We start from the raw sequence: 26,359 nt of genomic DNA, 5'->3' as shown, positions 1-26,359 counted from the left end.
ACAAAAAAGCTGCCTTTCCTCAAACGAAAAGCAGCTTCTACAATAAAACACATTATGATTTTACAGCAATAATCATAAACCTTTTTGAATTCGTACGGATCCCTTTCTCAGAACTATTTGCATCAATGAACTTTTGTAAAATAGTAAAATCCTCATCCTCTTCTCCAAACCTAGGAATAATAGGCGTATGTTTTAATAAGAAAATGAGATCTTCAGCCGTACTGTAATAATCAGTAACATCATATTCACGTACTTGCACGAGTTCAAATCCTGCATTTATAAGTTCAGCCATACACTTTTCTTTTAAAGTTCCATCTCTTTCGCCTAAGCATTGTCCTCTTCCAAATGCTTCTTTTAGGTTCAATTTATCATGTTCGCTAACTTGTTGCGTTAAAAACAAAGCACCTTTTTTCATTACTTTTGCTAATTCGGATGCTATAAATGGCGCGTGACAACTAGAAGCAATATCAAAATGCGCATGTGGAAACGTTAAAGCTTCAGAATCCATTTGAAGAAACTCAACATTTTGTACACCTGATTTTCTCAAATTGGAATGTGCTTTTTCAATCATGCCATTAGAATTATCTATTCCAATTAAAGATTTAGCCGAAGATGCTATATTAAGTACATTTTCTCCTCCGCCTGTACCAACATCTAGTAAAATATGTGATGTCTTGCATCTTTCTTTTACCTCACTATAAAAGTCCCATGAATCTCCTACAGTTTCACATTTTACTTTACTAAAATCCCATCCATTTATTCTTCCTACTTTATCATAAAAGTTTTTGTACTCTAATTCGTTCATTTTATGCTTTCCCCTTTGTTGATGCTTATATATTCCATAGCTTCTTAATGAAAATGAGCCATCAATTATTTATTCTATATACGCAAGCCAAGCTTCATAAAACGCTTGAACAGTACGGTACCTTTTACTTTTTTCTTTATGTAGCGCTTTTTTACATATATTATATAATTCTTGTGTACTTTCCCATTTTTCATAGCTTTTATCATTTTTCCCGCCGATAAAGGAAAAAGTAATTCCGGCTAACACATACACATTCGTTTCGCTTGTAATTTGTGCATGCAGTTCATATTCCTCCGGTGCTTTAAAGCGAGCTGTTCCCCAAAAATCCTCCCCAATTTCATTGAATACAGGTGTTTTTTGAAAGAAATCAATATCACAAATCGTCAGTTTTGATTGTTCAAAATTATATAAAATACTACCGTCATAAAAATCAACCATGACATAGCCTAGTGACTCCACATATGCTGCAAACTCAAAAATTTGTGTCAATATGTTAAGTCTCTTCGACACACATAATTTTCTTAACTTCACAAAAGGCGAATTTGGTGAATGGTGCTTTTCAAACGGTGTAAAGTCCCAATGATTGTGCATGCATTCCCCATCAATCCAATGAAACCTTAAACAAAATCCATTTTTCATTTGAATCGAATTAATATACGGAACTAGTAAAGGATGTTGAATTTGTTCATATACTTCCTTTGCTTTCATTAATCGTTGAATTGCATCCTCTACATTACCTTTGTACTCTAAATTACGTGCACCGGCATACTTCAAAAAGTAACGATGTCCATTTTCAATAATACCAAAGCTAATATTTCCTGAATCTTGCTGATCAATAACAGTAAATACTTCTACACCCTTTAACCAATCAAAATTATGTTCCTCAGCTAATGTTATTGGGTATTGATTTTTTCCTATTGTAATATTTATCATGCGCTGCTCCTAGCTTTAAGCGAACGTAGTTTATAGAGGCATGATACGCATACTCAAATGATTTTTACCTCATACTTTGTTTTCGTCTGTTTCTTCATAAAACATCACTCCTTTCAAATAAAGGTCCTTAATTTCATTCAATAACTACCGAAATATCCTTACTTTCTATTATATATTATAAAATACAAATTATAAGGAAAATTCATTCCTTGTGCATAAATAGTTTACATAATATTTTTATAGTTTATTTCTATTTATATAATCTAAATGTCTTCTTCCCCAACCACACATACTATCTAACACTGTACTTACTGTTTTTCCATGCTCTGATAAACTATATTCCACTTTAGGTGGTATTTCTGGATAAATCTCGCGTTCTATTAGTTGATCTTGCTCTAATTCCCGCAATTGCTTTGCTAACGTCCCTTGAGATATATCTGGTATTAATCGCTTTATTTCACCAAACCGTTTTGTTCCATCTGTTAATAATATAAACAAAATGAGTGGTTTCCATTTTCCGCCGATTATTTGTAGTGTTGCTATTACTCCTTTTAACTTCGGTTCTTGTAAATCTATTTTTCACACCTCTCCTCTGACATCACAAATCTTTTTTCACATTGCATATCCGCATGAATAGTGATTAGTACGAAATATGCGACTATGTACATAAAAAGTGTGTACTTTTCACTTGCTATCTTTTAGCGAATAATAAAGGCATAACAACTTTATTTTAACGTTTTTATTAAAGGAGTGGCTTAAATATGTCTATTACTACTTTAAAAGGTAGCCGAATCATTATCATTGGTGGGAGTTCTGGTATTGGGTTTGCAACAGCACAACAAGCAATTGAACAAGGCGCACATGTTATTATTGCAGGAAAATCCAAAGAAACATTAATGATTGCTCAAGAAGTAATTAATAACAATCATCTTCAGACTTATGTATTGGATAACCAAGATAAAAACCAATTACAAGATTTTTTCAAAAGAGTTGGCAATTTTGATCATTTATTTACACCAGGTGCCTCCTACTCACTTGGACCAATAACCGCTACAGATAATATTGCTGAAAGTAGCTTTATCGGAAAGTTTTGGCCGCAATATTATGCTGTAAAATATGCAGTTCCTTTTCTTTCAAACTCTGGATCTATCGTATTAATGTCCGGTGCATTTAGTCAAAGGCCACTTAAAGGAGCACCTGCTTACGGAGCATGTAATGGTGCTATTGAAAGTTTAGGGAAAGCTTTAGCTGTTGAGCTAGCTCCAATTAGAGTTAATGTTGTTTCTCCCGGAACAATACAAAGAGAGAATGAACAAAATGAAAATAGACTAGCTGCTTATGAAACTTATAAATCTCTATCTCTTGTAAAACGCCCTGGGCACAATGATGAAATTGCGCATACTGTACTATATTTAATGCAAAATAGTTTTTCTACAGGTAATGTACTGTTTCCTGATGGAGGATACACTTACCATTAAATTATGTAAAACAAAAGCCACTTATAAAGGTGGCTTTTGTTGCTAATTTAGAATCTGCTGAAGCCATATAGGATCCTCTTTTAAAAGTTCCGCTAAAAACATAAGTTGCGGAAACGGTTGTAAGATTAAATCTTTATTTATTTTTTCTTTCAATATAGCCATTCCACCTTGTTTAATATAATCGTTTAGTGTTATTTCCTTACTACAAATTAGCTTAATATCACTTACTGAAAGCAATAATAACCCGTTTGTTTCAGAGGATGGAGTTGGTTCATATTCTGAATGTGCCATATACATAATAGATAAAGTTTCATCTGGGCTATCAATAATTAATATTGGATTGATTTCATTTTCTACTCTTATTTTCTTTGATTGTGCATTCCAATTCTCTTTATAATATGTACTTGGTGAACTGTATATTGCAATATCGATAGCAGCTTCTTCTTTCACTTCTCTTTTAGCAGTTTCTACTGCCGTTTCATCGGCTTCTTTCTGTCCCCCCAGCCTTACTACACCTAATGTACCCCCTTTACTCGTTGGACCAACTTGAAAAACAAATAAATTTTTATACACTACATATGCACCAGCTGTTCGCACATTCTTATCTATTTGTATCAACATTTTCCCTCCTAACGACCTTTGAACAAAATAGTTTACTATAATTTTATTATGTATTTAAATTATCTTCAATCCAACACGCAGCATCAAGTAGGTTTTGCGCTATATACTCAGGTACTGTTTCTTTCCACGAATTTCTATACTTTATTAATGAGCTTTCCCCCCATCCTGTTCGCACTAAAATCTTTTTCATATTAGCCCTTTCAGCTGCAATCATATCTGTACTCCCTGTATCTCCAATAAGAAAACATTCTTTTAAGAATAGACCATGTTCTTCCGCTGCTTTCAAAAGTAAACCTATATTCGGTTTTTGGCAGTCGCAACTATTATTCATTTTATGTGGACAATAGTACATTCCATCTATATATACATCTTCATCTTTTAAAATTTGTTGCATCTTTTGAAATCCTTTAAGCAGTTCTTTTTCGGTGAAATATCCCCTTCCAATTCTAGTTTGATTTGTATATAAAAACACTTTTAATCCTAAGTTATTTAACTTTTGAATTGCTTTAGGTGCAAAATCAAATAATGTAAATTCATTCGGGTGAATACCTCTACCTGTCCCATCTCTATCTAAAAATACTGCCTTCATTTTTATTTCCTCCTTTAGATTTTAAAATGCCCCTAAAAAGTAGGATTCATCTAAAAATTACAGAATTCTATACATAACGAATATTGGACGGATGATTTTAAAATTCCTCTATAATAAAGGTGGTTCAAACAGTTATGAAATTTATACTAGAACGCAAGGTTACCGTAAATACAACTTTTTCGAAAGAATACAAGATATTTATTTTTGGTTTACTCATTTCACGAATCGGGGATTCACTGTATACTTTTGCGCTTCCTTGGATTGCCTATCAATTAACCGGTTCAGCTGTAATTATGAGTTCTTTATTTGCTATAAATGTATTGCCAATTGTTTTATTTGGCCCTTTAGTTGGTGCAATAATTGATAGATACGATCGAAAAAAGTTACTTTGGATAGCGGATATTACCAATATTATTTTAGTAAGTCTTGTTCCCATTCTACATACATTACATCTATTAGAAATCTGGCATTTATACATAATTACTTTTATCTTAGCAGTTATGTCTATGCTTTTTGATGTAACAACTGTTACAGTCATTCCACACATCGCTGGAGCATCATTAACGAAGGCTAATTCTTTCTATCAAATGATTAATCAATTGGCTAGTTTGTTTGGTCCAATGATAGCTGGGATTTTCATATCTTTTATTGGAGGCTTTCAAGTGCTTTGGATTAATGTTCTTTCATTTATTGCAACATTAGTTGCTGTGATGTTATTACCATCAATTAAAACTGTAAACAGCCAAAATAATGATAAAAATACACTTCAAAATATTCTATCGGATTTGTTTAATGGGTTTAAATGGCTCAAAAATGATCGCTTAAATATAGCTTTATCTTTTCAAGCTATGATTGGAAACTTTGGAGCAAGTGCAGTTTTAGGTGTATTCATGTATTATTTACTATCCACATTGCAACTTCCCCCGGAACAAAGTGGCTTTAATTATTCATTAATTGGCATCGGTGGGATTTTAGGAAGCTTGATTGCAGTTCCTTTAGAAAAGAGATTGCAGCGCGGCCTCCTAATTCCTTTACTCCTATTCGCTGGAGCAATTGGCTTAACTTTCGCACTTTGGAGTACATATTGGTTTGCTCCTGGCATTGCTTTCGGTATTGCAATGACTTGCAATATTGCATGGAATATAATTGTAGCCACAGTTCGCCAGGAAACTGTTCCATCAAATATGCAAGGAAGGGTTTTAGGATTTTCACGTGTACTTACACGATTAGCCATGCCACTCGGGGCATTAGTAGGAGGTATTATTTCAGCCTATAATCCAGTACTTGTATTTGCTTTAGCTGCTTTCACGAAGCTACTTGAAGTTATTATTGCGTTATATAGTCCGATACGAAAACTATGATGGAAGGAAAGATAATTATGTATGATTGGTTAATTGAAATCGAAGAGCAAAAATATCCAGCACCTACTATAAATGAAGATTTTTATATAGAAAAGGCACCACCTGTATCTTCAAAGACTTCTCTCAGTCCAATTTGCCAACTTTTCAGTGGCATGGATTTCATACTTGAAGAGGACGTTTATACGTCCTTTCCCATTACAAATGACATTACTTTAAATATAGTTAAAAATGAATTAATCCCTCATTATAAAGATGTGAAACAAGTTTATATTAATAATGAATTACATGAAATTTTCATGATAGGTTTAAAGGAAGAATCAAAACAAACTTTAAAAGCACTTCTAACTAACGGTATATATCCTGTAGTGCCTGATTTATACCGAAGTTGTTCTTTTAATAGAATTGTCGGTAGAAGAACATTAAAATATTATTCTGTACTATTCGATTACATTGATCCGATATTCTTAAAAGAAACTCAAGAAATAGCATATTTCCTCAAACATTCATTCTTTCAAAAAGAGGGTTGTATTTCTTTAGTACCAACAGGTTGGTTTTTAAAAGAGTCATTAAAGGATTCCATTACACTCCGCTCATTTTGTACATTTGCAAGTCAACTACCCCGACTGATTTGAAACGTTTCAGTGGGGGCTTGAGTTAGAACGCTAGGTCTTTTCGTCTATCGCTAGACAGTTTGACGCTCTAGCATTCATGCTACCTTATGGTAACACCCTAAGTATGTTTTTGGTTGGTACTGGCAACGAACGATTGTTTTCCCACTTGCACCACCCTTTCGAAAAAGAGCAGTTCTTCCTTGTGGAAGAAGCCACCACTCAGATGAATCTGGCGTGTGCTACAAGCCCCGACAAGTCGAGTACACATGGATGGTTGACGCACCCACTAAGCTATGCACGAAGCAACAGCCTTACGTTTTTGCACTTCTAATAGAATCGGCGTTTTCACTTTAAGACTTTCATCCAATTCTACAACTCTTGATTTTTCCAATGTATTCAGCGCACCATTAATGTCAGCATGGATACATGTTCCTGCTTTACTTTGGTACAGACCACGAGTGATTCGTTTGCCGCTAAAATAATATTGGGCTCTATTATCCTTAGACCAAACTGGAACCGGATCTTTATCCAGAAAACTAGCTTTTGAAGTATAGCTTTCTTCTTGTTTGAAAAATCGGATGCCTTCTTTTACACATTTATTCTCAATTGCCGCCATCAGTTTATGAAATGGGATTTGAACAAATTTTTGATTATTCTTTTTCCCCATATCAGATTTTTGTTTCCAACCAGCGTTATACCCTACGACAACCGTATCTACGCTACATTCTTTCACTTTTTGGAACAACAGACCTACAGTTTGTGAAATGTAACCATTTATTTGTCGTTCTCGTTTATGCCAAAGTGCAGCCATTTTATTCGTTACAACTCGCTTAGAAAGTCCGTTTTCCATATTTGTCAGTTGGAGATGACGTATCATTTTGTTGAAGTACTGGTTAATGGATTTTAATTTCTTCCCATCAATTAAAAATGCATCACCTGTATTGGTTACGCAACTTACTAATCTATCTACACCTAAATCGCAACTCAAAGCGTTACTCGTAGTCGTGGATTGTTGCTTCATTTGAGAAACGTGCATTTCATATGTATAATGCACCTCAAAGAACCGACCTTTTTGCTTCGGTACAATCTCAATGTAGGAGATTTTTTTATTTCTTATATTTTTAGGCATACGTATTTTAATGGAACCGAATTTTTTTCTGAATGCAACATTCATCGGAATCATCCAATACCCGTTCTCATCCACTTTTGGAACTTGATAGATTTCAATAATTCTTTTGTCAGTGGAACGAGAATAATTCGGAAACTTAGGACGTCCTGTGAACTTCTCAGGATTTTTCTTCCACTGTTCCAATGCCTTAAAAAAGCTCTTCACTTCTGCATATAAGGCTCTACGAATAGCTTGGACAGAGTTTGATTGCACGCCCCAGTAGTTCATATCGGCTTGCATGGCGGTATCCACTTCTTTTACAGTAGCTATTTTATTATGATTCAAATAACTTTGTTTAATCGTATACAACCCAACATTTCGCAATGCTTTTGAACTATGTGACATGCGCTTAAGTAAACGAAATTCTTTAGCTGTGAGACAAGCTCGTCCGATATTCTGTTTCTGGGTGAATCGTTGCATGGTCTCTCTTTTCTTTTGTTTACGTAGTACTTTCACTGCTTTCTTTCTAGCCATTGTTTTCACCACCTTTCTTAGAAAGTTCATCTCTTTTGACAAATCAATATTTGGAACGAAATGTGAACATGATCTTCACCGTAATTCCTTTTGGTCAAGTAATCAAATGATTATTATTATCCAATTTCGTTGTCTTACGATATATTCCCTCCTTATCTAAGAGCAGATTGTATTGTTAGACAGACAGAAAGAAACAAATATTCGCCCTGGGAAAATTGTTATAGACGAAACAAAAGAGTTCAGCCTACCTTCTGACGACAATTCATCTCCACCTGAATTGTTGGGTTTCACTCGTAACACAAATCAAATGGAGTCTTCTTGCCGAAAGAGATAAATTACTAAATGGCTAGCGTCAGGAAAATACCGATTTACAACGATAAGGAAATTCCAAATTAAAAAGCCCAATTTCTCTACAAATCAAAATAGAGAAATTGAGCTTTTTAGTTACTTCATTTATTTATTGAATTCATTAACTGGAAGAAGTATTCAGGTTTATGAGTCTTATTTAGGTTATACCATGAATGTAATGTATCTGGTGTAAATACATCTATTTTTTTCAGTACCTCCATTGCAAATTCCAGAGGAGCTATTCCTGATGCAGTAACTAAATTCGCATCAGATACCGCAGATTCCAACTCATAGAACTTTTCTCCTTTATAGTTAGGACATACCATTTTAGTATATTCTAAGTTATTACTTGTATGCTTTCTAGTATTTAAGTATCCCATATTCGCGAGGCCCTCAGTTGCACCACAAATTGCCGCAACAATAGTACCAAGCTTTAAAGCTTGGCCAATTCTTTCCAAGATAGGTTGATGAATTTCTTCACTCCAAGTAGTCCCTCCTGGTAAAATTAAAAGATCTTTACTCTCAAGAGTACATTCATCAAGGGAAATATCTGGTTTTATGCTCAGTCCTCCCATAGTAGTAATCATTTCTTTATTAGCTCCTACTGTAATTACTTTTAAAGGTGCTAAATCTTTTTTGAAATATCTTCCTGAGTTTAATTCCGCAATTAAATATCCATATTCCCAGTCCGACATTGTATTAAATACATATAGAAATGCTTTTTTTGTTTGCATCCAATAACACTCCAATCACAATTTATATAGCTATTATAATATAACTTCCCTGACAGTTAACGTCAGGGAAGTTATCATACTTGATGAAATTTTATTAATTCCGAAAGAACTTCAATAAGTCTTTTCTTAAGACTTATTGGCTCAATAACTTTAATAGATTTATTGTACGGTAAAAGTAAATAAGGTACATATGTATGTAATATATCTTTTTCAAGAAGAAAAACTGCTTGATTTGAAGTCCGTTCTTGTAAATAATGTCCTAAAAACCAATGTTGGCAAATATCAGCCAATACACTTTTATCCCCATTAATAACCAAAGAAATAGTCCCTTCCTTATCTTCTATAGTTGGAAGAAGACCATTTATAAAAAAGTCACGTGCTGAAAAATTTTCTGGTCGTTTAAACTTATTTTCTGTTAGCATTAGACTTTCAATTCGATCTACTCTAAAACTACGGATATCATTCCTAAGATGACAAAATCCAATCACATACCACTTATTATTCCAATAGATAATTTTGTACGGATCGACCAATCTATAATTTAATTGCTTTTCGCCACTTTTATGGTAAAGAATTTTTACTGAGTAGCCGTCAGCTACGGCCTGCTCCAACTCCTTCAAAAAAGGTTCCATAGGGAGTGAACTTAATCGACTTATTACTTCAAGACTAGCTAAATGTTGGTTTATCTTTGTTTCCTGCTCTTGATTTGAGTATTTACTTAGTTTTGAAATGGCCCGATTTAGTGCTTCACCTCCATAATATCCGGCTTCTTCTGCAAAAACAGCAGCGTGAAATAGTGCAGTTTGCTCTTCAAAATCAAAAAAAAGAGGCGCCTCAATAAAATTGTTCAATAAAGTGTATCCACCGTTATGTCCTGGTTCTGAAATGATAGGTACGCCACTTGTTGAAATTGTATCTATATAACGATACACAGTCCTTATATTCATCTCTAACTTTTCTGAAATTTGTTTTGCAGTAATTTTTTCACCTGAACGAAGCATCCATAGAATCGCTAACATATTGTCAATTTTAGGCATATAATTCCACCTCAATATCAAATTTATTTTCTATTATGTATTTCCGATTTTCGGTATAATTCATCAACTGTTCCTTTCCCATAGCTTTCTATATATTGAAGCCCTAGACACATTTGTAATTTCACAAATTTGATTCACAGTCATATCTCCCTCTTTATAAAGCTTTACTGCATAATTCATTCTTGCATGATTTTTATAGTACTTCTTTAACCGACCTTTAAACTTTCCTTTTTTCTTAGCCAGTTCAATTCCTTCACGCTACCGCATACGGATAAGATCACGTTCTGATTGGTTTACACCCGCCATAACCATAATATTGCACCATATGTCACCTTTTTGCTGGGAACATATTAATTTGCTAGGAGAATACCATTTTAATTCGGAGAAAGTGATCTAATTAGATTCTTTAAGACCACTGAAACTTTCTTAACGTTGTTAAAAACGGGAGAATCGTCAGAAAAAAAGGCTTAGCATCATTGTAAATCCGTATTTCCCTGACGATACCCCATTGCCATCAACCTAAGCTTTTGAGATACCCCCCACAACGAAATTTCCATATTTTTACAGATTTTTATGAGAATTCAGCTCATTTTTTCGTTTTGGGGAACAATCAATTTCTTGAGTTGATGGGTATGTGATAATGCTTCCATTTGAACAAATTTTCCTTTTCCATACCGATCACACATCTTTTGTAGAGTAATAGTATCAGCATATCCCAGTTTAAGAGGTTACTTACAAAATATTTGAAATTTTTTTGCGAGAATCTAAATATTTTCATTTATAATTCTCTATTTGTCTATACTTTTCATACCGCTGTTGTATAAGCTCTTCCGAGGATAATAGTATCAATTTTTTTAGAGATGATTCGATTACAGATTCAATCATTTTTGCCTGTGATTTTATATCATTTTGTGCTCCACCTTTAATTTCAGGAATGATTTCATCAATAATTCCTAAATGTTTTAAATCTTTTGCTGAAATTTTCATATGTTCAGCAGCTTCTGGAGCATACTTAGCGTCCTTCCATAGGATAGATGCTGCTCCTTCTGGCGAAATTACCGAGTACCATGAATACTCTAACATATGGATATGGTTACCGACACTAATGCCAAGAGCTCCACCACTTGATGCCTCTCCAATTACAATACAAACAATTGGCACTTTAAGTGTAGTCATTTCAAATAGATTTCGAGCTATCGCTTCAGAAATTCCACGTTCTTCAGACCCTACCCCTGGATAGGCGCCTATTGTATCAATAAATGTAATAATAGGGCGATTAAATTTATCAGCTTGTTTCATAAGTCTTAGCGCTTTTCTATAACCTTCTGGATGTGCCATTCCAAAATTTCTTTCTATACTTTCCTTTGTATTTCTACCTCTTTGATGACCAATAATCGTAACGGGCATTCCTTTAAATTTTGCAATACCACCTATCATTGCTTTATCATCACCATGTAATCGATCACCATGAAGTTCGAGAAAGTTTGTAAACAATAAAGGTATATAGTCCAATGTCGTAGGTCGGTTACGTAGCCTTGCAATTTGAACTCGTTGAAAAGGTGTAATATTAGAATAAATCTTATCTTGCATTTTATTTAAACGTTTTTCTAATTCATGAATTTCTGACGATAAATCTACATTATTTTCTTTCATTATTTTCTTTAATTCATCAAATTTCTCTTTTAATTCAATAATAGGACGTTCAAAATGCAAACTCATTTTATCCTCCAAATGTTATGACTTACCTCACTCTAATCAAAAGACTTAGAAATAGAATCAATAAATAATTCAAAACCATCCACAACTATTTTTTGTTCTGATTCTGATAAATTATTGAGAATACTTTGATAAAATGTAATGGATTGCTCTCTTAAGCAATTAACAGTTATGTGACCTTTTTCTGTGAGGTGCAGAAAAAGTTCTCTTCTATTTTTTTCATTTACTTCACGATAAATAAGACCCTTTTTTACTAACTTATCTACCAATCTACTTACAGTTGAAGTCTCTAATCTAAGTTTATTGGATAGTTGCCAAACAGTTAATTTTTCCACCTCTAGTTCCTCTAACGCCATCATTTGAGAAGTTGGTAAAGGTTTTTCAAATGGTCCTTTGGGCAAATTTTGAGATTCAAAAACCCCAGTTATTATAATCATTTTCTTAATATCTGTTCTTAGTTTTAAGGCATCTTCTCTTTTCAAATAGGTCACCCTCCTACAACTAATGTATCATACATCAATTGTATTATACATGAATATGTTTTTTTCACAAGCTTAACGTAAGCCAATATTACATCATGGACGAGATATTTCTCCTTGTTAAAATGGGATAAGTGGATTGTTTTCTACAAATGGCAGAACATCAATTATGTATTAGGGGACTTTATGGGGTACCGCTCATCGCAATCAAGCTAAGAAAATAAAACTACCTAAAAAACAAAAATTTTGTGAAAACTTGTAACAAAAAACTCATAATTTTTTGGGGAGTTCTAAATTCTTAAGTTGATGGGTATGTGACGGTACCCCATAAAGAAAAAAGGCATTAATTATATGCCTTTTTTCTTTATCATCATTTAACTGGATAACAAACTTCTGTAACCCACTTATTAGGATCTGATTCCATCGCTGGGCTCACATGATAAATATTATACATTGGACCTGCTATTTCGTAACCTTCTGTCTCAATCCATTTTGCTGCAGCCTCATTTACAGCTGTCATCTGTTCATAACTTCCATTAACCGTTATGGAAGCTACATTAGTGGATTCAATTTTTTTAAATGTAACGTCTTTTGTATTTTCATGCTTACCTAAAATACTTAGCTGTATTTCTACATCTACATCATTTTCTTTGTATTCACGATCATGGAAAACCGCAATACTATAACTCGGATGGGCAATACTAATATTTTTCATTTGAATTTCTTGCATTAATATACCCCATAAATCCCCTTCACAATTATATGATGGAATAATCTTTCTAACACTAGCTACATTTCTATCTGGAATCTCTTTTATTGAAACATGATAGTTCATCTCAACAACATCCTCTCTCATCGTTTTCATTGAGGCTTCGAGAAGACGTAATTGTTTTTGGAAGTCATCCATATCATCCTTTATTTGAGCACTACGATTTTTAAATTGTGATTTTATTACTTCCATATTATCGCTTGCTACTATTTCTTTAATAGTAGCAATATTAAACCCCATATCTTTTAACATTTGAATTTGATTTACTTTCTTTAATTGGGCCGCTGAATAGTATCGATATCTACTTTGTTCATCGATTTTTACTGGCTGTAGCAATTCTACTTTATCGTAGTGTCTCAACATACGAATACTAATGGAAGATAGTTTTGAAAAGTCACCTATTTTAAACATATTTTCCTCCCATAAATTACATCTACTTCGAAGCTCAACTTCATCTTAAACAATGACATCGTGTGAGAGTCAACTGTTTATAACACTTGAATTATATTTCTTTAATTATTTCCCCTTTTACTCTCTTCCGTCTTAAGGCTATAAAGATTGATATTAATCCGTTCACAACTAATAAAGTTACTATAATATTTGTAAGAAAGGCTACATCTGCCGCAAATATTTTAATTGTTTTCCATGGTGAGCTTGTACTATAAGTAAGAAGCGGGATGAAAATAATAGATAATAGTAGAAATAAATTTCCTACAAATAACCAAGTTAGTTTTTCAACATTTTTCTTATGCCTATACTTCTTAACAAACATAATTGGCGAAATGAAAAGCACGAGTATAACTATCGACATAACAATTTGTGTAAATGGTATGTTTCTAGGTGGATCAATTGGTTCTTTTCCATTCAAAATACTAATAATCCCATTTTTCAACACTGATAACGCTGGCTCTTCTAATACATGATTTTTATTTGTTAAAATAACACCACCCCAGCCACTTTTATTTAAAATAAATATTTCTGCACGAGCATCGGGCGTGGATCCTGAATGCCAAATCATCGTTTCGCTTTCATTTATATTTGTTGTTCTTAATCCAAAACCATAACTTTTTTCTGAATTTATTTTATAAAGTGGTGAAAGATAAAGATCCATGTTTTCTTGCTTTAAAAATTGAGCATCCTCAGGCCGATTCAAAAACATAATATATTGAATCATATCTTCTAAATTTGCAGTAATATAGCCATACGGTGCCCCAGAATTATCATAGGACACTACACTTTTTCTTGGTATGCCAAACCAAGACTGATAACCTGTTAAATAACCCTTTTCATATGCAGTTTCTTTACTTGCTGCTGCACCATTCATATTTAACGGCTGAAAAACATGCTTTTCCATATATGATGAATACGTTTCATTTGTGACCTCTTCAATAAGAGCACCTAAAACAATATAATTCGCATTACTATATTGATATTTTTCTCCTGGTGAGGCATTTAATTTTACATTTAAAAGTTTCTTTACATTTTCTTTTAAAGCTGAAGAACTTTTGGATTGTATATCTGATAATGCCAAACCTTCGTATGTGTTTATTCCGCTTGTATGAGTTAGTAGGTTTCGGATTGTTATAGTGGAGGTTAATTGATTGTCTTTTAATTTAAACCAAGGAAGGTGTTGTTGAACTGAATCCTCTAATTTTATTTTTTTATCTTCAATTAATTTCAATATAGCTAAAGCTGTTAAAGATTTACTTATTGAGCCAATTGCGAATGGTGTTTTACTAGTTACCTTTTTTTCAGATTCTCCAGTAATTCCTATCGTTTTTGTGAAAAATACATCTTTTTTATGTACAATTGCAACAGAAGCTCCTGGAATATTCTGCTCTTTTATAAATTTTTCAATATACTTATCCAAGGCAATTTTAATATTTTGCTGAGCGTAAACTTTTGGATCTGTAATACATAACATTAATACATTACAAAGAATATAAATTAGAGATATTTTATAGATTGCATTCTTCATTATGCTTTAGAGAGCTTTCTTTTTTTATAACTTACTAAACTAATGAATACTACTATAGAGAGCATAAAACTAATCATTATTAATAATGAATTCCACCATTGATTTTCTGAAATACGATATAGAAGATTATACTGAAATGTATTTTTACTATTAGTTGGATTTAATGATCTAGTTAAAAATATTGTAAATGTAGTTTGCGAGATGAGGTAAGTAATAACTGCGATGAATATGCCGCGTAAGAAAGATTTGTTTAATTTACCCTTTTCATTTTTAAGTTGTTTCATTTTAACTTGTAAATCAATTTCATTTATTTCTAAATAATCTTGAACAAATAATTGAGGTGTACCTAAATCATCTATACTATCTTCACCATGTTCACGACATTCTTGAATATGTTCTAATATTTGTCGCTTAACATTTTCCATTTCTTCTAAACTAATATCGTATTGCTGTAATTCCTTAAGTACGTCTGTTAAAAATTGCTTTTCTTTACCTATTAATCTATTCCTCATTTCAGAAGGTCTCCTTTCGAGCCGTTTTTTAATAATGTTTGAATATCCGATTGCAATTCTAACCACTCATTAATTTTTTTCTCAAGACGTATTTTCCCGTTTTCATTAATTTCATAATAAATCCTAACTTTACCACTGTCTGTTACTTCTTGATAAGTATTAACCCACTCTTGATTTTTCAACTTAGTTAGAATAGGGTAAATACTTCCTACTCCTTTCAATTTTAAATTGTTTACTTCAAGTTCTTTCATAATCTCATAACCATAACTTTTCTTTTTCGACAAAATAGATAATACACACATTTCTAAATGACCTTTAATTAAACTTGTTCTATCCATAGGATAAATTTAACAGAAATATATACTTCATTCAAGTATATATTTCTGTTAAATTTAAAAAATCAGATAACAAAACAAAAAGATTAATAAACAAATATTATCACTCACGAACTTTTTTACCCCTATTTATCTCTTTTATAATATAATAATTACATAATATATCAATCATTTCACAATTTTATTTGTTTATCTCTCCTTCCCTTATACCTTATACTTCTTTCTTTAGTGGAAAATATTGTATGTGGGACATGAAAACACTAAAAGATCCAATTTCTTAATTGTGACATTAAGAAATTGGATCTTTTCATTACCTTGTAATAATTAAACTGCGTTATTATTAACATTATAAAGAATATACGTTTTATATAAGTTATGTTAATAACACCTTAACTAATAAAATTTTATTGATTACTCTCAAGACATTCATAAACCGCCATCATTTCTCGTTTATCCAATTCGCGAATGCGATTAAAAATTGGTATTTGCGAAACAGCTTCTGTTAATAAGCTCTCATCCACAACATCACTAACTTTTCCAGTTAACCATGTTTGTACATCCACGCCCTCAACAACTTCTTTTAACCCTTCGTCATTAATACCAGTTGCATTACATGTTACACATGGGATTGTTAATTTAAAGACACCATCATGTAAATTATCTTCAGTTATAACTTTCTTTCCTTTACAAAATGGACATGGGTTACTTTTTCTAATTTTATTGATTTGGGTAACTAACTTTTTGTATCCAAACGCTTCGTATACATACGTAAGCTTTTTATATTTACCATTTGTGAAATACTTATCTATAATGTTTTCTCTCGTTTCATAAACATTAGGGAAATCACATACAGTTACTTGATTATTAACACTAATGGATTCAATATTTCCTTTTATTTCGTCCCAGAATGGTAAAACATTTTGTAACACCATTTCATAGTTTGAAAAGCTTACCTGTTCTAATTCAAACATTTTCAGTGCAACTTGTGCTTTTCTTGGCAATAAAGAAACATCTTCTGTCAATCTCATATCGCCACCAACTATAGACTTTAATTTATGAAGTGCAGGTAAATCACCGACTATTTTCAACACTTCATCAACTGGCTGATTGATCATTTCACGAATATCAAAGTTACCAAATTTAAGGGGTTTATGATGCTTTAAAACCGTCCCCTCACAAATTGGACAGGTCATCATTTCTTTAGAAGACTTAATTTCTTCTTTAATAGCTGCTTTAGAAATAACAATATATCCACCAATAATCGTATTAAATCCTACCCATGTTCTGCGTGTCTTTCCTTTTTTATCATAAAATGATTTTTCAAAATATCCGTACCAAAACGTATACTTTTCTTCTTCTGACATATCATTATAGCTCTTTGATAAATCGTGACCAAGCTCATTTTTTATTTCTTCAAATAGAAATTCTATTTTTTCATATTGATAAAATTTTAAGACTTTCATGATTTCCGGATCAAATAAACCGTCCCAAAATGGAACATTTTTATCTTGAATTGTAATCTCTTTATCGAAAACTTCAATTTGAAGACGTCCAGAACAAGATGGACAATGATTGTCCTGTGAATAGAAATCAAAACTTCTCGTATCTTTATTAGTTGGATGAGCAGCTACAATATGATTAATTAATCCACCAATTTCATATAAGAAACTATATTGACTATATAAATGTCTTTCAAGATCAATAGCAACAACAGGTGCAATTGTATCAGATTCATATTCACCATAAATTAAACGGGCCATTGATGATAAACTTTTTAAAATACCACCCTTATAAATGTTTTCGGCATTTTTAAAATAGTTAATATGATTTTCTTCTAAATAGTGAACGCCTTCTTTATGCTTAAGCGCTGAAGAAATATGTATTTGCTCAGCTTTATTCACACTGCTTTTTTGGCGATAATAATCTTCATGACTTACTACATCAAGATGCTTTATAGATTCAGGCTGTCTTTTCCCGAAATCTACAATATAATCAGAGCTTTCTAACATGTAACTATTATGTTCAATCATAATGATAGAGACTGATTCATCTTGCAATATAGCTCTAACACTATCTATAAATTGATTTAAAATATTTTGTGATAAACCTTTTGAAGGCTCATCAAAAATAAATAATGTATGTGGATTTCTAGTGTTCGCAAATAACTCCGAAACTAAATGAACACATTGAAATTCACCCGTTGATAATGTTTGTGTTTTTCGTTCTAACGTTAAATAACCAAGTCCTAATTTAATAAGTAGACTCAAGCGTTTATATGCAATATCTTCATTTGGAAGTTCATCTATAATATCCTCAATCGAACGCTCAAAAATATCATCAATTTCTTCGCTATACTTTGTTAGTTTCTTTTTAATATCTAGGAAAGTGGCTACAGTTGATCGACTTGTAATGGATTGATTTCGATCTTGTCCGACCATAACTAGTTTATCTTTTGGATATCGTTTCAAGAAATCTGTAGCTAAACATTCGTTAACAAGTGTAGATTTCCCGCATCCAGATTCTCCTGTAACCGTCACAAGCCTATTTTTAGGAATTTGAAACTCCGTCATTTGGATATTACGGCAATATAATTCTTGGAATGTATAATATTCTGCTGGTACTTCTTTATTTAGATCCGATAGTATTGGTTTTGGCCTTGGTGATTCTTTCACAATTTGTCCACCATATTTTCCGCTACCAGGCCCAAAGAACAATTGCTCATCTGTTGTATCCAGTACTGTATCTGAATGATCAATAAGCCAAATTTGATTTTTACACCCTAACTGCTTAATCTCTTCTAATATTTGTAATAATGTTTCATGATCAAGTCCAACTGAAATCTCATCAATAATAATTACAGCATTTTCACTTACTGCCATGAATTCAGCCAAATAAAGTCGTGTTAACTCTCCACCTGACAACGTACCCATAATTCGATTTAATGTTAAATAACCAATATTCATATTAATTATATTTTTCAGTATATGTTGTTTTGCTTCACTAATATTTAACACTTCTGCTAACGAAAGAATAGATTCAACACTTAAATCATTAATATTTGAAATTGTATGTGGTTTAGCAAATAAATCTATCGTATGTTGTTCGATTTCTTCACTATAACGTTTTCCCTTACATTTTTTACACTCAATATTTTTAGTAGTGCCTCGGCCTTTACAACCAGTACACCAACCTAACTGATTATTAAACGAAAAAACCTCAGGGGAAAGATGAAATACTTCAGAAAGTTTTTCGCGAACTTCAGTAAACACACCAGTATGAGTACCTATCGTTGAACGTGGGTTAGAAGAAATCGATGATTTTCCTAGAAAAAGTACTAAAGGCATATCCTCCATCTTAATAGCACTAAAATTTGTTTCCATAATATTAGGAAATAAATATTGATATTCAGCCTTTGGCAATAAAGAAACTAATCGTTTTTTTGATTCTTCGCCAATCGTTTGACAAAAAGTTGTTTTACCTGATCCTGATAAACCAGCGATTCCAAACGACTTATTAAATGGGATAGCTGTATCTAATTTATTTATGTTATTAGCAATTAATTGATTTACTTTCATATTAACCTCTATTCTTATTTTTCATAAAAGACATTTTTACGATATAATAATTACATAATAAATATATTATATTACGTAATTACCCTCTTACTTCAAGAAACTTACCTTTATATATTTCAAACCACTGTTGCCATTCATCTTTAGAAAATTCTTTTTCTTCTCCTTCTAGAACGGAAGAAAAAAGATCTAAACAAATATGCCAACCTGCTATGTCTTTCGGTGTATGATCTGTTAAATCATGAATGTATTCTTTAAGAAGTAAAAGAGTACCATTTTCCTCTTTATGTATTTCAAATCGGACACGATCTTTATCCCAAGTAAATTCAAGCACTGCGTTTACTTGACACTCTAAAATATCAATATTTATAAATGAACCGTCCATCAAGTCAAACTTTATTATTCCACCTGTTTTAAGGCTTTCAATTTGTAAATTAGACATCCATTTTTTAAGCTTACTGTTTTCTGTTAAAACAGACCAAACCTCCTCTATTGTATATGGAAATTCGCGTTCAAATTTTACAATATACCCATCAGTTACTTTTTCAATTTCAGCTATCATATTGATTACCCCCTGCACAGAATGTATGTTCTTACTTTATTTTACACGAATATAAATATAAAATAAATATTTATGTCACCGAAGTATTAATTTAAAGTTAATGGCGCTGAAAAACTTAAGTATTTTCTAAATCGAGTTCTATTTTATTAGGAATTAAATATCATATATGCCCATTTCCTTATTAAAAATAAACTTACGTATAAAAAAAGCCGCATTTGCGACTTCTGAAATGATAGAATTTACTCTTGTTTTTTGTTGAATGACTTACCGCTTAATCGCATCGACAATTAGCGATGGAAAACCAAGTTTATCGCCTTTATTTCTAGAATCATACTTTTTAGAACGGAAAATAACACCATCGTTTGCATCCCATTCGTTGTAATAAAACTGACCATTTTCATCACAATATTCAAGTAAAACTACCTCAAACCCCGCAGTTTCAAACATTTTCGTTAATGTTTTATAATTATGAACGATTTTATGACTTGCTGCTGGATGATCTTTCGGACCTGGTCCGCCTATTTGAACTATATTTTGGTACGCTTCATCTTGGAAAAACGCATCAGGAACACCGCATCGAATGTGCCCTGCTGACTTTAAAAATTCATAACAAATTTCTGCTGCCCTTACACCTTCTTCAAATGTAAGGTGTTCCCATACATGTTCAGCTAAAATAGCTGAAATAGAATTGTATTCAAACCTTTCTTCCCACATAGCTTTATCTAGTAAATTAAGTTCATCTTTTTGCGTTTGTATCCAACCTGGATTATTATTAAACATTCCAGCTCCAACTACTACTTTAATTTCATCTTGTTTTATTGCCACTACTTTCACCTCGTAAACATATTAATTATTAATATATTCTATGTTTACTATTATTCTACCTTCTTCGACAAATTTAATAGCATAAGTCCAGTACAATACCGAACTCATGCTGGAAATTTTTCTAACACAACGATTTTCTAACTTTATGGAATCAGTTTATAATACACAACTGTTTTTATACTATTTATATACGATTTTTCTTACATAAACATAACACACCAAACATTAGCACAAAACCAGTCACGTAAAAACTTGTTGTTCCGCTGCCACCAGTATTAGGAATTATCCATTTATTTTTCACATTTTTCACTGTTAGTTTTTGTGTCCTTACCGCTTCTGTAATTTCTATTTCTATTGGATCTCTAAGTAACATATATCCATTTGGCGCTTTTATTTCTTTAATCGTATACTTTCCAAATACTAACTGATTGGAAATCCCCTTTCCTTTTTCATCCGTTGTTAATCTAGTAACTTCTTTACCTTCTTTATCTAAGACTTGAAATACAGCACCTTTTAGTTTTAGATTAATATCCTTATCATCAACTTTCTCAATTTCAATTTGTCCAGTCGGATCTGGTAATTTCTTATTTCCTATTTTAATTTCTACTACTGTATCTTTTTCTATTTTTACAGCTATTTTATCTTTTAATAATTCATAACCTTTAGGTGCTTCTACTTCCACTAGAGTATAGTTACCTATTGGCAATTCTTTTGATATCGCTTCTCCTTGTCCATCTGTTACTAACTCACCAACTACTTTTTTATTTGAATCTTCAATATGAAACTTTGCTCCTGCTAGCTTTTTATTTTTATCGCTCGTATCTACTTTTACTAACTTCATTTTCCCCATTGGATCTGGTAATTTCTTATTCCCTATTTTAATTTCTATTACTACATCTTTTTCTATTTTTACAGCTATTTTATCTTTTAATAATTCATAACCTTTAGGCGCTTCTATTTCCACTAGAGTATAGTTACCTATTGGTAACTCCTTTGATATCGCTTCTCCTTGTCCATCTGTTACTAACTCATCAACTACTTTTTTATTTGAATCTTCAATATGAAACTTTGCTCCTGCTAGCATTTTATTATTATCGCTCGTATCGATTTTTACTAATTTCATTTTCCCCATTGGATCTGGTAATTTCTTATTCTCTATTTTAATTTCTACTACTGCATCTTTTTCTACTTTTACAGCTATTTTATCTTTTAATAATTCGTAACCTTTAGGCGCTTCTGTTTCCACAAGAGTATAGTTACCTATTGGTAATTCTTTTGATATCGCTTCTCCTTTTTCATCTGTTATTAACTCGCCAACTACTTTTTTATTTGAATCTTCAATATGAAATTTTGCCCCCATTAATTCTTTATTATCATTATTACTATCTACTTTTTTTATCTTTACTTTTCCTGTACTAGGCTTGTTCCAATGTTGCCAGTTAAATTTGAAATTGTGAAATTCAAATCCACCAGTTTGTTGTACCGCACCGACAAATGCTTGTCCATTAATTGAACCACCTTTTGTTTCTAATACAGCATTTGGAGCAAACACACTCCCAACAACACCATACCCCTCTGTTGTAATTTTTTTTGCATTAGGAAAAACCCACATCACTTTCCCGTATAACTCAGTAAACGGTGAATTAGGAGAATAGGGTTGTGATGTAGGAATTATATCTGTAGCCCTACCAATATTGTTCGTGTCATATAAGATAGCACCATTTTTAAATGTAACCTCTATTGCATCTGAATACATAACGATAAAATCTTTTCCTTTCGCATTAGGTAAAAAGACATCTCTTATATCTAAATTGATTTTCCCTACCAATTCTGATGAAACATAAATATTAGGATTGTTTATATCTTTTCCGATTCCATAACTCATATTTGGAATTGGGGTATTCGTTTTATATTGACCTGCATTTTTACTGACTTGGTTCACTATGTTGTGAAATTCATTAAAATTCGCGTCAATTTCTAGTTTTTCTTTATAAACGATACGATCATAAGAAGATTGTATGATATGATCTGGATCACTCTCTTTTGTCATTACAACTATTCCGTTTTGAATAATAAAAGATTCCTCTCTTGATTTTTTAAATTTTCCAGACAATAACAAGGATGGATATCCCTCATCATCCCATTTTTCCCCAATTATATTAGATGTTCCCGCTGCTGCACCTACAATCGTATAACCAGATGCATCCATATCACCTTGAACTGCAATTGCTCCTTCAATATCGCCACCTACTGCTATATGGTTACCAAAGACAACAGCATTATAACGCGATATATCCCCTAGACCTTCTAAGTTAGTCGTGGATCCATATGCTTCTTTTGGTGCATATATGACAAAACTTACACATAACATTAACAAGACCATAAAATGAATACTTACCAACTTTAATCGTAACCTCAATTTCTTTGTTCCCACCTTTATCGTATTTTTTCTACAGTCGAATAAAGTCAAACTTTTTCCAGTGAGGATTTACTTCATCCCCTATATAACTTCTTTGCTTATCTCTGGATTTTCGGTCCCACTGCCCATTAATACAGGATAAATAAATTCCTTCTATCGAGTTAATTTTTTCTTATAAATTACGACTAGAAACACACATAATAATAGGATTAAGATTACTACGGTCCACTTATTAAACATAAATATCTCTTTACACATTTTTTGTTTTTCTTTCTCATTAAACTCCACACGCTCACCTCGAACCAGTAATCTATTTGTATTTACTCCATAAGGCGTACATGTAATTAATGTAATATAATCTTTATTTTCCACAATTTTTAAATCGTCCGTTTCGTGTGGTAACACTACTTTAATTTGATCTACTTTATAAGCAAGAACTTTGTCTAAAGAATGAATATAAAAAAGATCTCCTTCACTCAACTTATCTAAATCTGTAAATAATTTCGCTGATGGTAAACCACGATGCCCTGTTAAAATAGTGTGCGTATTTTCTCCACCTACTGGAAGTGAAGAAAAATCTAAATGACCTACCCCGCGACTCAATACTTCCTCAGAGGTCCCTTGATAGATTGGTAGTTTTATATTAATTTTTGATATTTCAATATACCCCATTACATCACCTAAATTTAACGCATCGGCATACGCTTGATGATTATTTTTTTCTTCAGAAAATGGATCTGAAAATGTTTTCATGGAAGTTTGAACTTGTTTATTATATTCGGTTGCTTCTTTTTCCCTACGTTCAACTTCTTTCTTTTGTAGTGCTTTGATCTTCTTATCGTAGGAGCTAATCTCAGAATAATGTGCACGAGTCGCCAACCAATTACTAATAGTAGGATATAAAAAAATACCTAATCCAAATAAAAAAATACCTCCTAAAACAAGATTTCGTTTCATATTTTCACCTCTGCATATACTAAAATATCGAAAAGAGGGAAGCATTTTGCTTCTCCCCTTTTTACATCACTTGGTTACATGGTCCTAAAGCCTTAATTATTAGCAAACTTTTTTCTAAAGAAAACAAATACCGCTGTAGCCATTAACGCAAGGCCTAGTACAGTAAATAGAGTCGTTCCGATACCACCCGTTACAGGAAGAATCCATCCACTTTTATTATTTTCAATCGATAATTTAACCGTTTGATTATTTTCGCTAATCTTTACATCAATAGGATCCTTTAATAATTGATATGAAGCTGTTGTACCATCTTCTTTTGTATAAGTTGGTGCTTTCGTTTCAAAAATTTGATAGTCTCCATACGGAATGTTAGTCCATTTAATAACACCATTTTCATCTGATACACCTGTGACTTCTTTACCTGCCACAACAACTATTTTTCCATTTTTATCTTTAAGTACAAACTCCGCACCTTTTAATTTCTTCTTATCAGCACCATCAACTTTTGTTAACTCGATAATTCCAGTTGTCGGAACAACAACTACAGGTTTAGATTCCTTTTCTCCAATTACATCATTTTTATTTATAAAATCAATTTTTGCTGTATTTAAAATTTCTGAACCAGATAGCACTCCTTCTTTTACTTGTGATTTAATTTGTAAATGAAATTCTTTTTTACCATCTAACTTTGTGAAATCTTTTACTGTAGCTGTTACTTTTTGACCTTCTACAGCGACCTCTACAATGCTTGCATTTACTTCCGCTCCATCAATTTTCACGATTGGTTTTCCTTGAATCATTAAACGATTGTCTAATGTATCTGTTACTACATATTTTTTGTATTCTTTAATGTCTTCTGGAATTAATGTTTTGATATCATAATTGTAATTAGTTAACGGATTAATTGGTAACGCTTCCAAATTACCGTTAATCTTTTTATCAATATTTGGTTCTTCATAGTTTTGCACTTCTACTTTAACTACTGTACCAGAAGTAATTGTTCCATCTTCGTTAATAGTTCCGGAGGTCTTTATAAAAAACTCGTGTTTAGTCGGATCTAGTACATACCCTTTCGGCGCTTTTGTCTCTTGGAAATAGTATTCCCCATACTCTAATCCTTGCACGCGAATATGCCCATTACCATCTGTTGCTAACTCTTTTTTCACTTCTGTACCATCTTTTTTAAATAAAGAGAATACTGCACCTGCTAATGCTTTTTCATTTGCACCACTCTTTACTAAATCAACTGCACCACGTTTAATCTCATTTTTCGGATACATATGAACATCATAGTTTAGCACCTTACCCTCTTTATTCGTTAATGGAATATCCACTGTATACGTATTTGGATTTAGGTTAACATGCGGAGGTCCTGCCACTTCTTTCACTTCATAACGTCCTAGCGGAAGATCCTTTAATACAGCTTGTCCGTTATCATCTGTTACTACTTGAGTTGGAGTTGCTCCCATTACAGGCTTCACATCTTCTTTCACGATTTTCCCATCGTTTGAAATTTTTTCAAACGACGCAACCCTTTTCACTTCAAACGTTACACCTTTTAACGGCTTCGCATTTGTTGGTACCTCTTGATTTACAGAGCCATCTCCTTCTATCCCCTGTGCGCCATCTTTTTCTTGTTCATATTTATGGATCGTTAAAGTACCTTTGGATGGTGAAGCTGCCTTTACTAATACACTAGACCATGTAGAAAATGTTAAGAAAAATACTAAAAGCACACTAAATATTTTTTTCATTTCTCTTATCCCCTTTACTACTTCTATCATTTTAAAAATCTCTTTATTACTATTACCCTCTTAAAAGTAATAGTGTGCCAAGTACCAGATTTAAACGAGGAACCTAAAACATAGTCGTCCAACAATCCATTGTTTACAATCACTTATTCACTCTTCTTATTTGCTATTATTACGTTGTCTCTCCATACGATATATGTAGTTTTCCCCCTGAATTACACTTATATCTCTACTTCAAAAATCGTTACATATTAACTTCTATCGCAAATTCCCAATAATTACTTAACTTAACTTCAATTCATTGATCTCTCCCTTCCTATCCCTA

General features: G+C 32.4%; 23 protein-coding genes and 1 pseudogene. 3 read left to right on the top strand and 21 right to left on the bottom strand.

Annotation, left to right across the window (positions count from 1 at the left end; translation table 11 throughout):
* Positions 1–52: 52 nt before the first annotated feature.
* The 3 genes from MHB74_RS12445 to MHB74_RS12435 all read right to left on the bottom strand — a co-directional run bounded on the left by MHB74_RS12445 (position 53) and on the right by MHB74_RS12435 (position 2,314).
* Entirely contained in the window at positions 53–805 is a 753-nt protein-coding gene (locus tag MHB74_RS12445; protein ID WP_061679857.1) for a class I SAM-dependent methyltransferase, read from the bottom strand.
* Positions 806–874: 69 nt separating this feature from the next.
* Complete coding sequence (locus MHB74_RS12440; protein WP_061679858.1) at positions 875–1,738, bottom strand: serine/threonine protein kinase; 864 nt, start codon at positions 1,736–1,738, stop codon at positions 875–877.
* Between the two features lie 237 nt (positions 1,739–1,975).
* Positions 1,976–2,314, bottom strand: a complete 339-nt coding sequence (locus tag MHB74_RS12435) for a winged helix-turn-helix transcriptional regulator (protein ID WP_061679859.1) — start codon at positions 2,312–2,314, stop codon at positions 1,976–1,978.
* Positions 2,315–2,499: 185 nt separating this feature from the next.
* On the opposite strand from MHB74_RS12435, the gene MHB74_RS12430 reads away from it, so the two are divergent.
* The gene (locus tag MHB74_RS12430; protein ID WP_061679860.1) at positions 2,500–3,216 is read left to right on the top strand and encodes an SDR family oxidoreductase; all 717 of its coding nucleotides are present in this window, start codon (positions 2,500–2,502) and stop codon (positions 3,214–3,216) included.
* A gap of 42 nt (positions 3,217–3,258) precedes the next feature.
* Here MHB74_RS12430 and MHB74_RS12425 read toward each other — a convergent pair whose 3' ends face one another.
* Positions 3,259–3,834, bottom strand: coding sequence for an NUDIX domain-containing protein (locus tag MHB74_RS12425; RefSeq protein ID WP_061679861.1), 576 nt, complete (start codon positions 3,832–3,834; stop codon positions 3,259–3,261).
* Between the two features lie 49 nt (positions 3,835–3,883).
* Positions 3,884–4,426 (bottom strand): D-glycero-alpha-D-manno-heptose-1,7-bisphosphate 7-phosphatase, encoded by a 543-nt coding sequence (locus MHB74_RS12420; RefSeq protein WP_068987170.1) that lies wholly within the window; start codon positions 4,424–4,426, stop codon positions 3,884–3,886.
* A gap of 134 nt (positions 4,427–4,560) precedes the next feature.
* On the opposite strand from MHB74_RS12420, the gene MHB74_RS12415 reads away from it, so the two are divergent.
* Both MHB74_RS12415 and MHB74_RS12410 read left to right on the top strand, forming a co-directional pair.
* Positions 4,561–5,787: an MFS transporter gene (locus tag MHB74_RS12415; RefSeq protein WP_061679862.1), complete on the top strand. Its 1,227-nt coding sequence runs from the start codon at positions 4,561–4,563 to the stop codon at positions 5,785–5,787.
* 17 nt (positions 5,788–5,804) lie between these two features.
* Positions 5,805–6,419: a hypothetical protein gene (locus MHB74_RS12410; RefSeq protein WP_227023495.1), complete on the top strand. Its 615-nt coding sequence runs from the start codon at positions 5,805–5,807 to the stop codon at positions 6,417–6,419.
* 265 nt (positions 6,420–6,684) lie between these two features.
* On the opposite strand, the gene MHB74_RS12405 is transcribed toward MHB74_RS12410, so the two are convergent.
* The 16 genes and pseudogenes from MHB74_RS12405 to MHB74_RS12330 all read right to left on the bottom strand — a co-directional run bounded on the left by MHB74_RS12405 (position 6,685) and on the right by MHB74_RS12330 (position 26,037).
* Complete coding sequence (locus tag MHB74_RS12405; RefSeq protein WP_098375518.1) at positions 6,685–8,040, bottom strand: RNA-guided endonuclease TnpB family protein; 1,356 nt, start codon at positions 8,038–8,040, stop codon at positions 6,685–6,687.
* A gap of 449 nt (positions 8,041–8,489) precedes the next feature.
* The gene (locus MHB74_RS12400) at positions 8,490–9,122 is read right to left on the bottom strand and encodes a type 1 glutamine amidotransferase family protein (protein WP_061680375.1); all 633 of its coding nucleotides are present in this window, start codon (positions 9,120–9,122) and stop codon (positions 8,490–8,492) included.
* 74 nt (positions 9,123–9,196) lie between these two features.
* Complete coding sequence (locus MHB74_RS12395; RefSeq protein ID WP_061680376.1) at positions 9,197–10,159, bottom strand: helix-turn-helix transcriptional regulator; 963 nt, start codon at positions 10,157–10,159, stop codon at positions 9,197–9,199.
* Positions 10,160–10,222: 63 nt separating this feature from the next.
* Positions 10,223–10,474, bottom strand: a pseudogene (locus tag MHB74_RS12390) (helix-turn-helix domain-containing protein); the annotation flags it as partial.
* A gap of 459 nt (positions 10,475–10,933) precedes the next feature.
* Positions 10,934–11,878 (bottom strand): acetyl-CoA carboxylase carboxyltransferase subunit alpha, encoded by a 945-nt coding sequence (locus tag MHB74_RS12385; protein WP_061680377.1) that lies wholly within the window; start codon positions 11,876–11,878, stop codon positions 10,934–10,936.
* 32 nt (positions 11,879–11,910) lie between these two features.
* The gene (locus tag MHB74_RS12380) at positions 11,911–12,357 is read right to left on the bottom strand and encodes a MarR family winged helix-turn-helix transcriptional regulator (protein ID WP_000817657.1); all 447 of its coding nucleotides are present in this window, start codon (positions 12,355–12,357) and stop codon (positions 11,911–11,913) included.
* Between the two features lie 367 nt (positions 12,358–12,724).
* Positions 12,725–13,534, bottom strand: coding sequence for a MerR family transcriptional regulator (locus MHB74_RS12375; RefSeq protein WP_061680378.1), 810 nt, complete (start codon positions 13,532–13,534; stop codon positions 12,725–12,727).
* A 91-nt stretch (positions 13,535–13,625) separates the two neighbouring features.
* Positions 13,626–15,101, bottom strand: coding sequence for a serine hydrolase domain-containing protein (locus MHB74_RS12370; RefSeq protein ID WP_061680379.1), 1,476 nt, complete (start codon positions 15,099–15,101; stop codon positions 13,626–13,628).
* On the bottom strand, positions 15,101–15,613 hold the full coding sequence (locus tag MHB74_RS12365) for a hypothetical protein (RefSeq protein ID WP_132135864.1): 513 nt from the start codon (positions 15,611–15,613) through the stop codon (positions 15,101–15,103). Before MHB74_RS12365 ends, MHB74_RS12370 begins: the two co-directional genes overlap by 1 nt.
* Positions 15,610–15,951, bottom strand: a complete 342-nt coding sequence (locus tag MHB74_RS12360) for a PadR family transcriptional regulator (protein ID WP_061680380.1) — start codon at positions 15,949–15,951, stop codon at positions 15,610–15,612. Before MHB74_RS12360 ends, MHB74_RS12365 begins: the two co-directional genes overlap by 4 nt.
* A 401-nt stretch (positions 15,952–16,352) precedes the next feature.
* Positions 16,353–19,523, bottom strand: coding sequence for an ATP-binding cassette domain-containing protein (locus MHB74_RS12355; protein WP_061680381.1), 3,171 nt, complete (start codon positions 19,521–19,523; stop codon positions 16,353–16,355).
* A 79-nt stretch (positions 19,524–19,602) separates the two neighbouring features.
* On the bottom strand, positions 19,603–20,082 hold the full coding sequence (locus tag MHB74_RS12350) for an SRPBCC family protein (RefSeq protein WP_061680382.1): 480 nt from the start codon (positions 20,080–20,082) through the stop codon (positions 19,603–19,605).
* A 264-nt stretch (positions 20,083–20,346) separates the two neighbouring features.
* Positions 20,347–20,907, bottom strand: coding sequence for a class I SAM-dependent methyltransferase (locus tag MHB74_RS12345; protein WP_061680383.1), 561 nt, complete (start codon positions 20,905–20,907; stop codon positions 20,347–20,349).
* Between the two features lie 184 nt (positions 20,908–21,091).
* Positions 21,092–23,326 carry a SpaA isopeptide-forming pilin-related protein gene (locus tag MHB74_RS12340; protein WP_270401961.1) on the bottom strand — a complete coding sequence of 745 codons (2,235 nt, stop codon included), beginning with the start codon at positions 23,324–23,326 and terminating at the stop codon, positions 21,092–21,094.
* A gap of 153 nt (positions 23,327–23,479) precedes the next feature.
* A complete protein-coding gene (locus MHB74_RS12335) occupies positions 23,480–24,283 on the bottom strand; it encodes a class C sortase (RefSeq protein WP_081110441.1) in 804 nt (267 codons plus the stop codon).
* A 92-nt stretch (positions 24,284–24,375) separates the two neighbouring features.
* Entirely contained in the window at positions 24,376–26,037 is a 1,662-nt protein-coding gene (locus tag MHB74_RS12330; protein ID WP_081110448.1) for a SpaA isopeptide-forming pilin-related protein, read from the bottom strand.
* Positions 26,038–26,359: the final 322 nt, after the last annotated feature.

It is taken from the genome of Bacillus sp. FSL K6-0069 (assembly GCF_038007785.1).
GTDB classification, from domain to species: Bacteria; Bacillota; Bacilli; order Bacillales; family Bacillaceae_G; genus Bacillus_A; species Bacillus_A mobilis.
This window is presented reverse-complemented; position numbering and strand designations above follow the sequence as displayed.

Coding starts and splice junctions, on each gene's coding strand:
- MHB74_RS12410 (WP_227023495.1), top strand. CDS start 5,805: ATGTATGATTGGTTAATTGAAATCGAAGAGCAAAAATATCCAGCACCT.
- MHB74_RS12360 (WP_061680380.1), bottom strand. CDS start 15,951: ATGGATAGAACAAGTTTAATTAAAGGTCATTTAGAAATGTGTGTATTA.
- MHB74_RS12405 (WP_098375518.1), bottom strand. CDS start 8,040: ATGGCTAGAAAGAAAGCAGTGAAAGTACTACGTAAACAAAAGAAAAGA.
- MHB74_RS12430 (WP_061679860.1), top strand. CDS start 2,500: ATGTCTATTACTACTTTAAAAGGTAGCCGAATCATTATCATTGGTGGG.
- MHB74_RS12370 (WP_061680379.1), bottom strand. CDS start 15,101: ATGAAGAATGCAATCTATAAAATATCTCTAATTTATATTCTTTGTAAT.
- MHB74_RS12440 (WP_061679858.1), bottom strand. CDS start 1,738: ATGATAAATATTACAATAGGAAAAAATCAATACCCAATAACATTAGCT.
- MHB74_RS12375 (WP_061680378.1), bottom strand. CDS start 13,534: ATGTTTAAAATAGGTGACTTTTCAAAACTATCTTCCATTAGTATTCGT.
- MHB74_RS12445 (WP_061679857.1), bottom strand. CDS start 805: ATGAACGAATTAGAGTACAAAAACTTTTATGATAAAGTAGGAAGAATA.
- MHB74_RS12355 (WP_061680381.1), bottom strand. CDS start 19,523: ATGAAAGTAAATCAATTAATTGCTAATAACATAAATAAATTAGATACA.
- MHB74_RS12335 (WP_081110441.1), bottom strand. CDS start 24,283: ATGAAACGAAATCTTGTTTTAGGAGGTATTTTTTTATTTGGATTAGGT.
- MHB74_RS12395 (WP_061680376.1), bottom strand. CDS start 10,159: ATGCCTAAAATTGACAATATGTTAGCGATTCTATGGATGCTTCGTTCA.
- MHB74_RS12365 (WP_132135864.1), bottom strand. CDS start 15,613: ATGAGGAATAGATTAATAGGTAAAGAAAAGCAATTTTTAACAGACGTA.
- MHB74_RS12420 (WP_068987170.1), bottom strand. CDS start 4,426: ATGAAGGCAGTATTTTTAGATAGAGATGGGACAGGTAGAGGTATTCAC.
- MHB74_RS12385 (WP_061680377.1), bottom strand. CDS start 11,878: ATGAGTTTGCATTTTGAACGTCCTATTATTGAATTAAAAGAGAAATTT.
- MHB74_RS12350 (WP_061680382.1), bottom strand. CDS start 20,082: ATGATAGCTGAAATTGAAAAAGTAACTGATGGGTATATTGTAAAATTT.
- MHB74_RS12330 (WP_081110448.1), bottom strand. CDS start 26,037: ATGAAAAAAATATTTAGTGTGCTTTTAGTATTTTTCTTAACATTTTCT.
- MHB74_RS12415 (WP_061679862.1), top strand. CDS start 4,561: ATGAAATTTATACTAGAACGCAAGGTTACCGTAAATACAACTTTTTCG.
- MHB74_RS12400 (WP_061680375.1), bottom strand. CDS start 9,122: ATGCAAACAAAAAAAGCATTTCTATATGTATTTAATACAATGTCGGAC.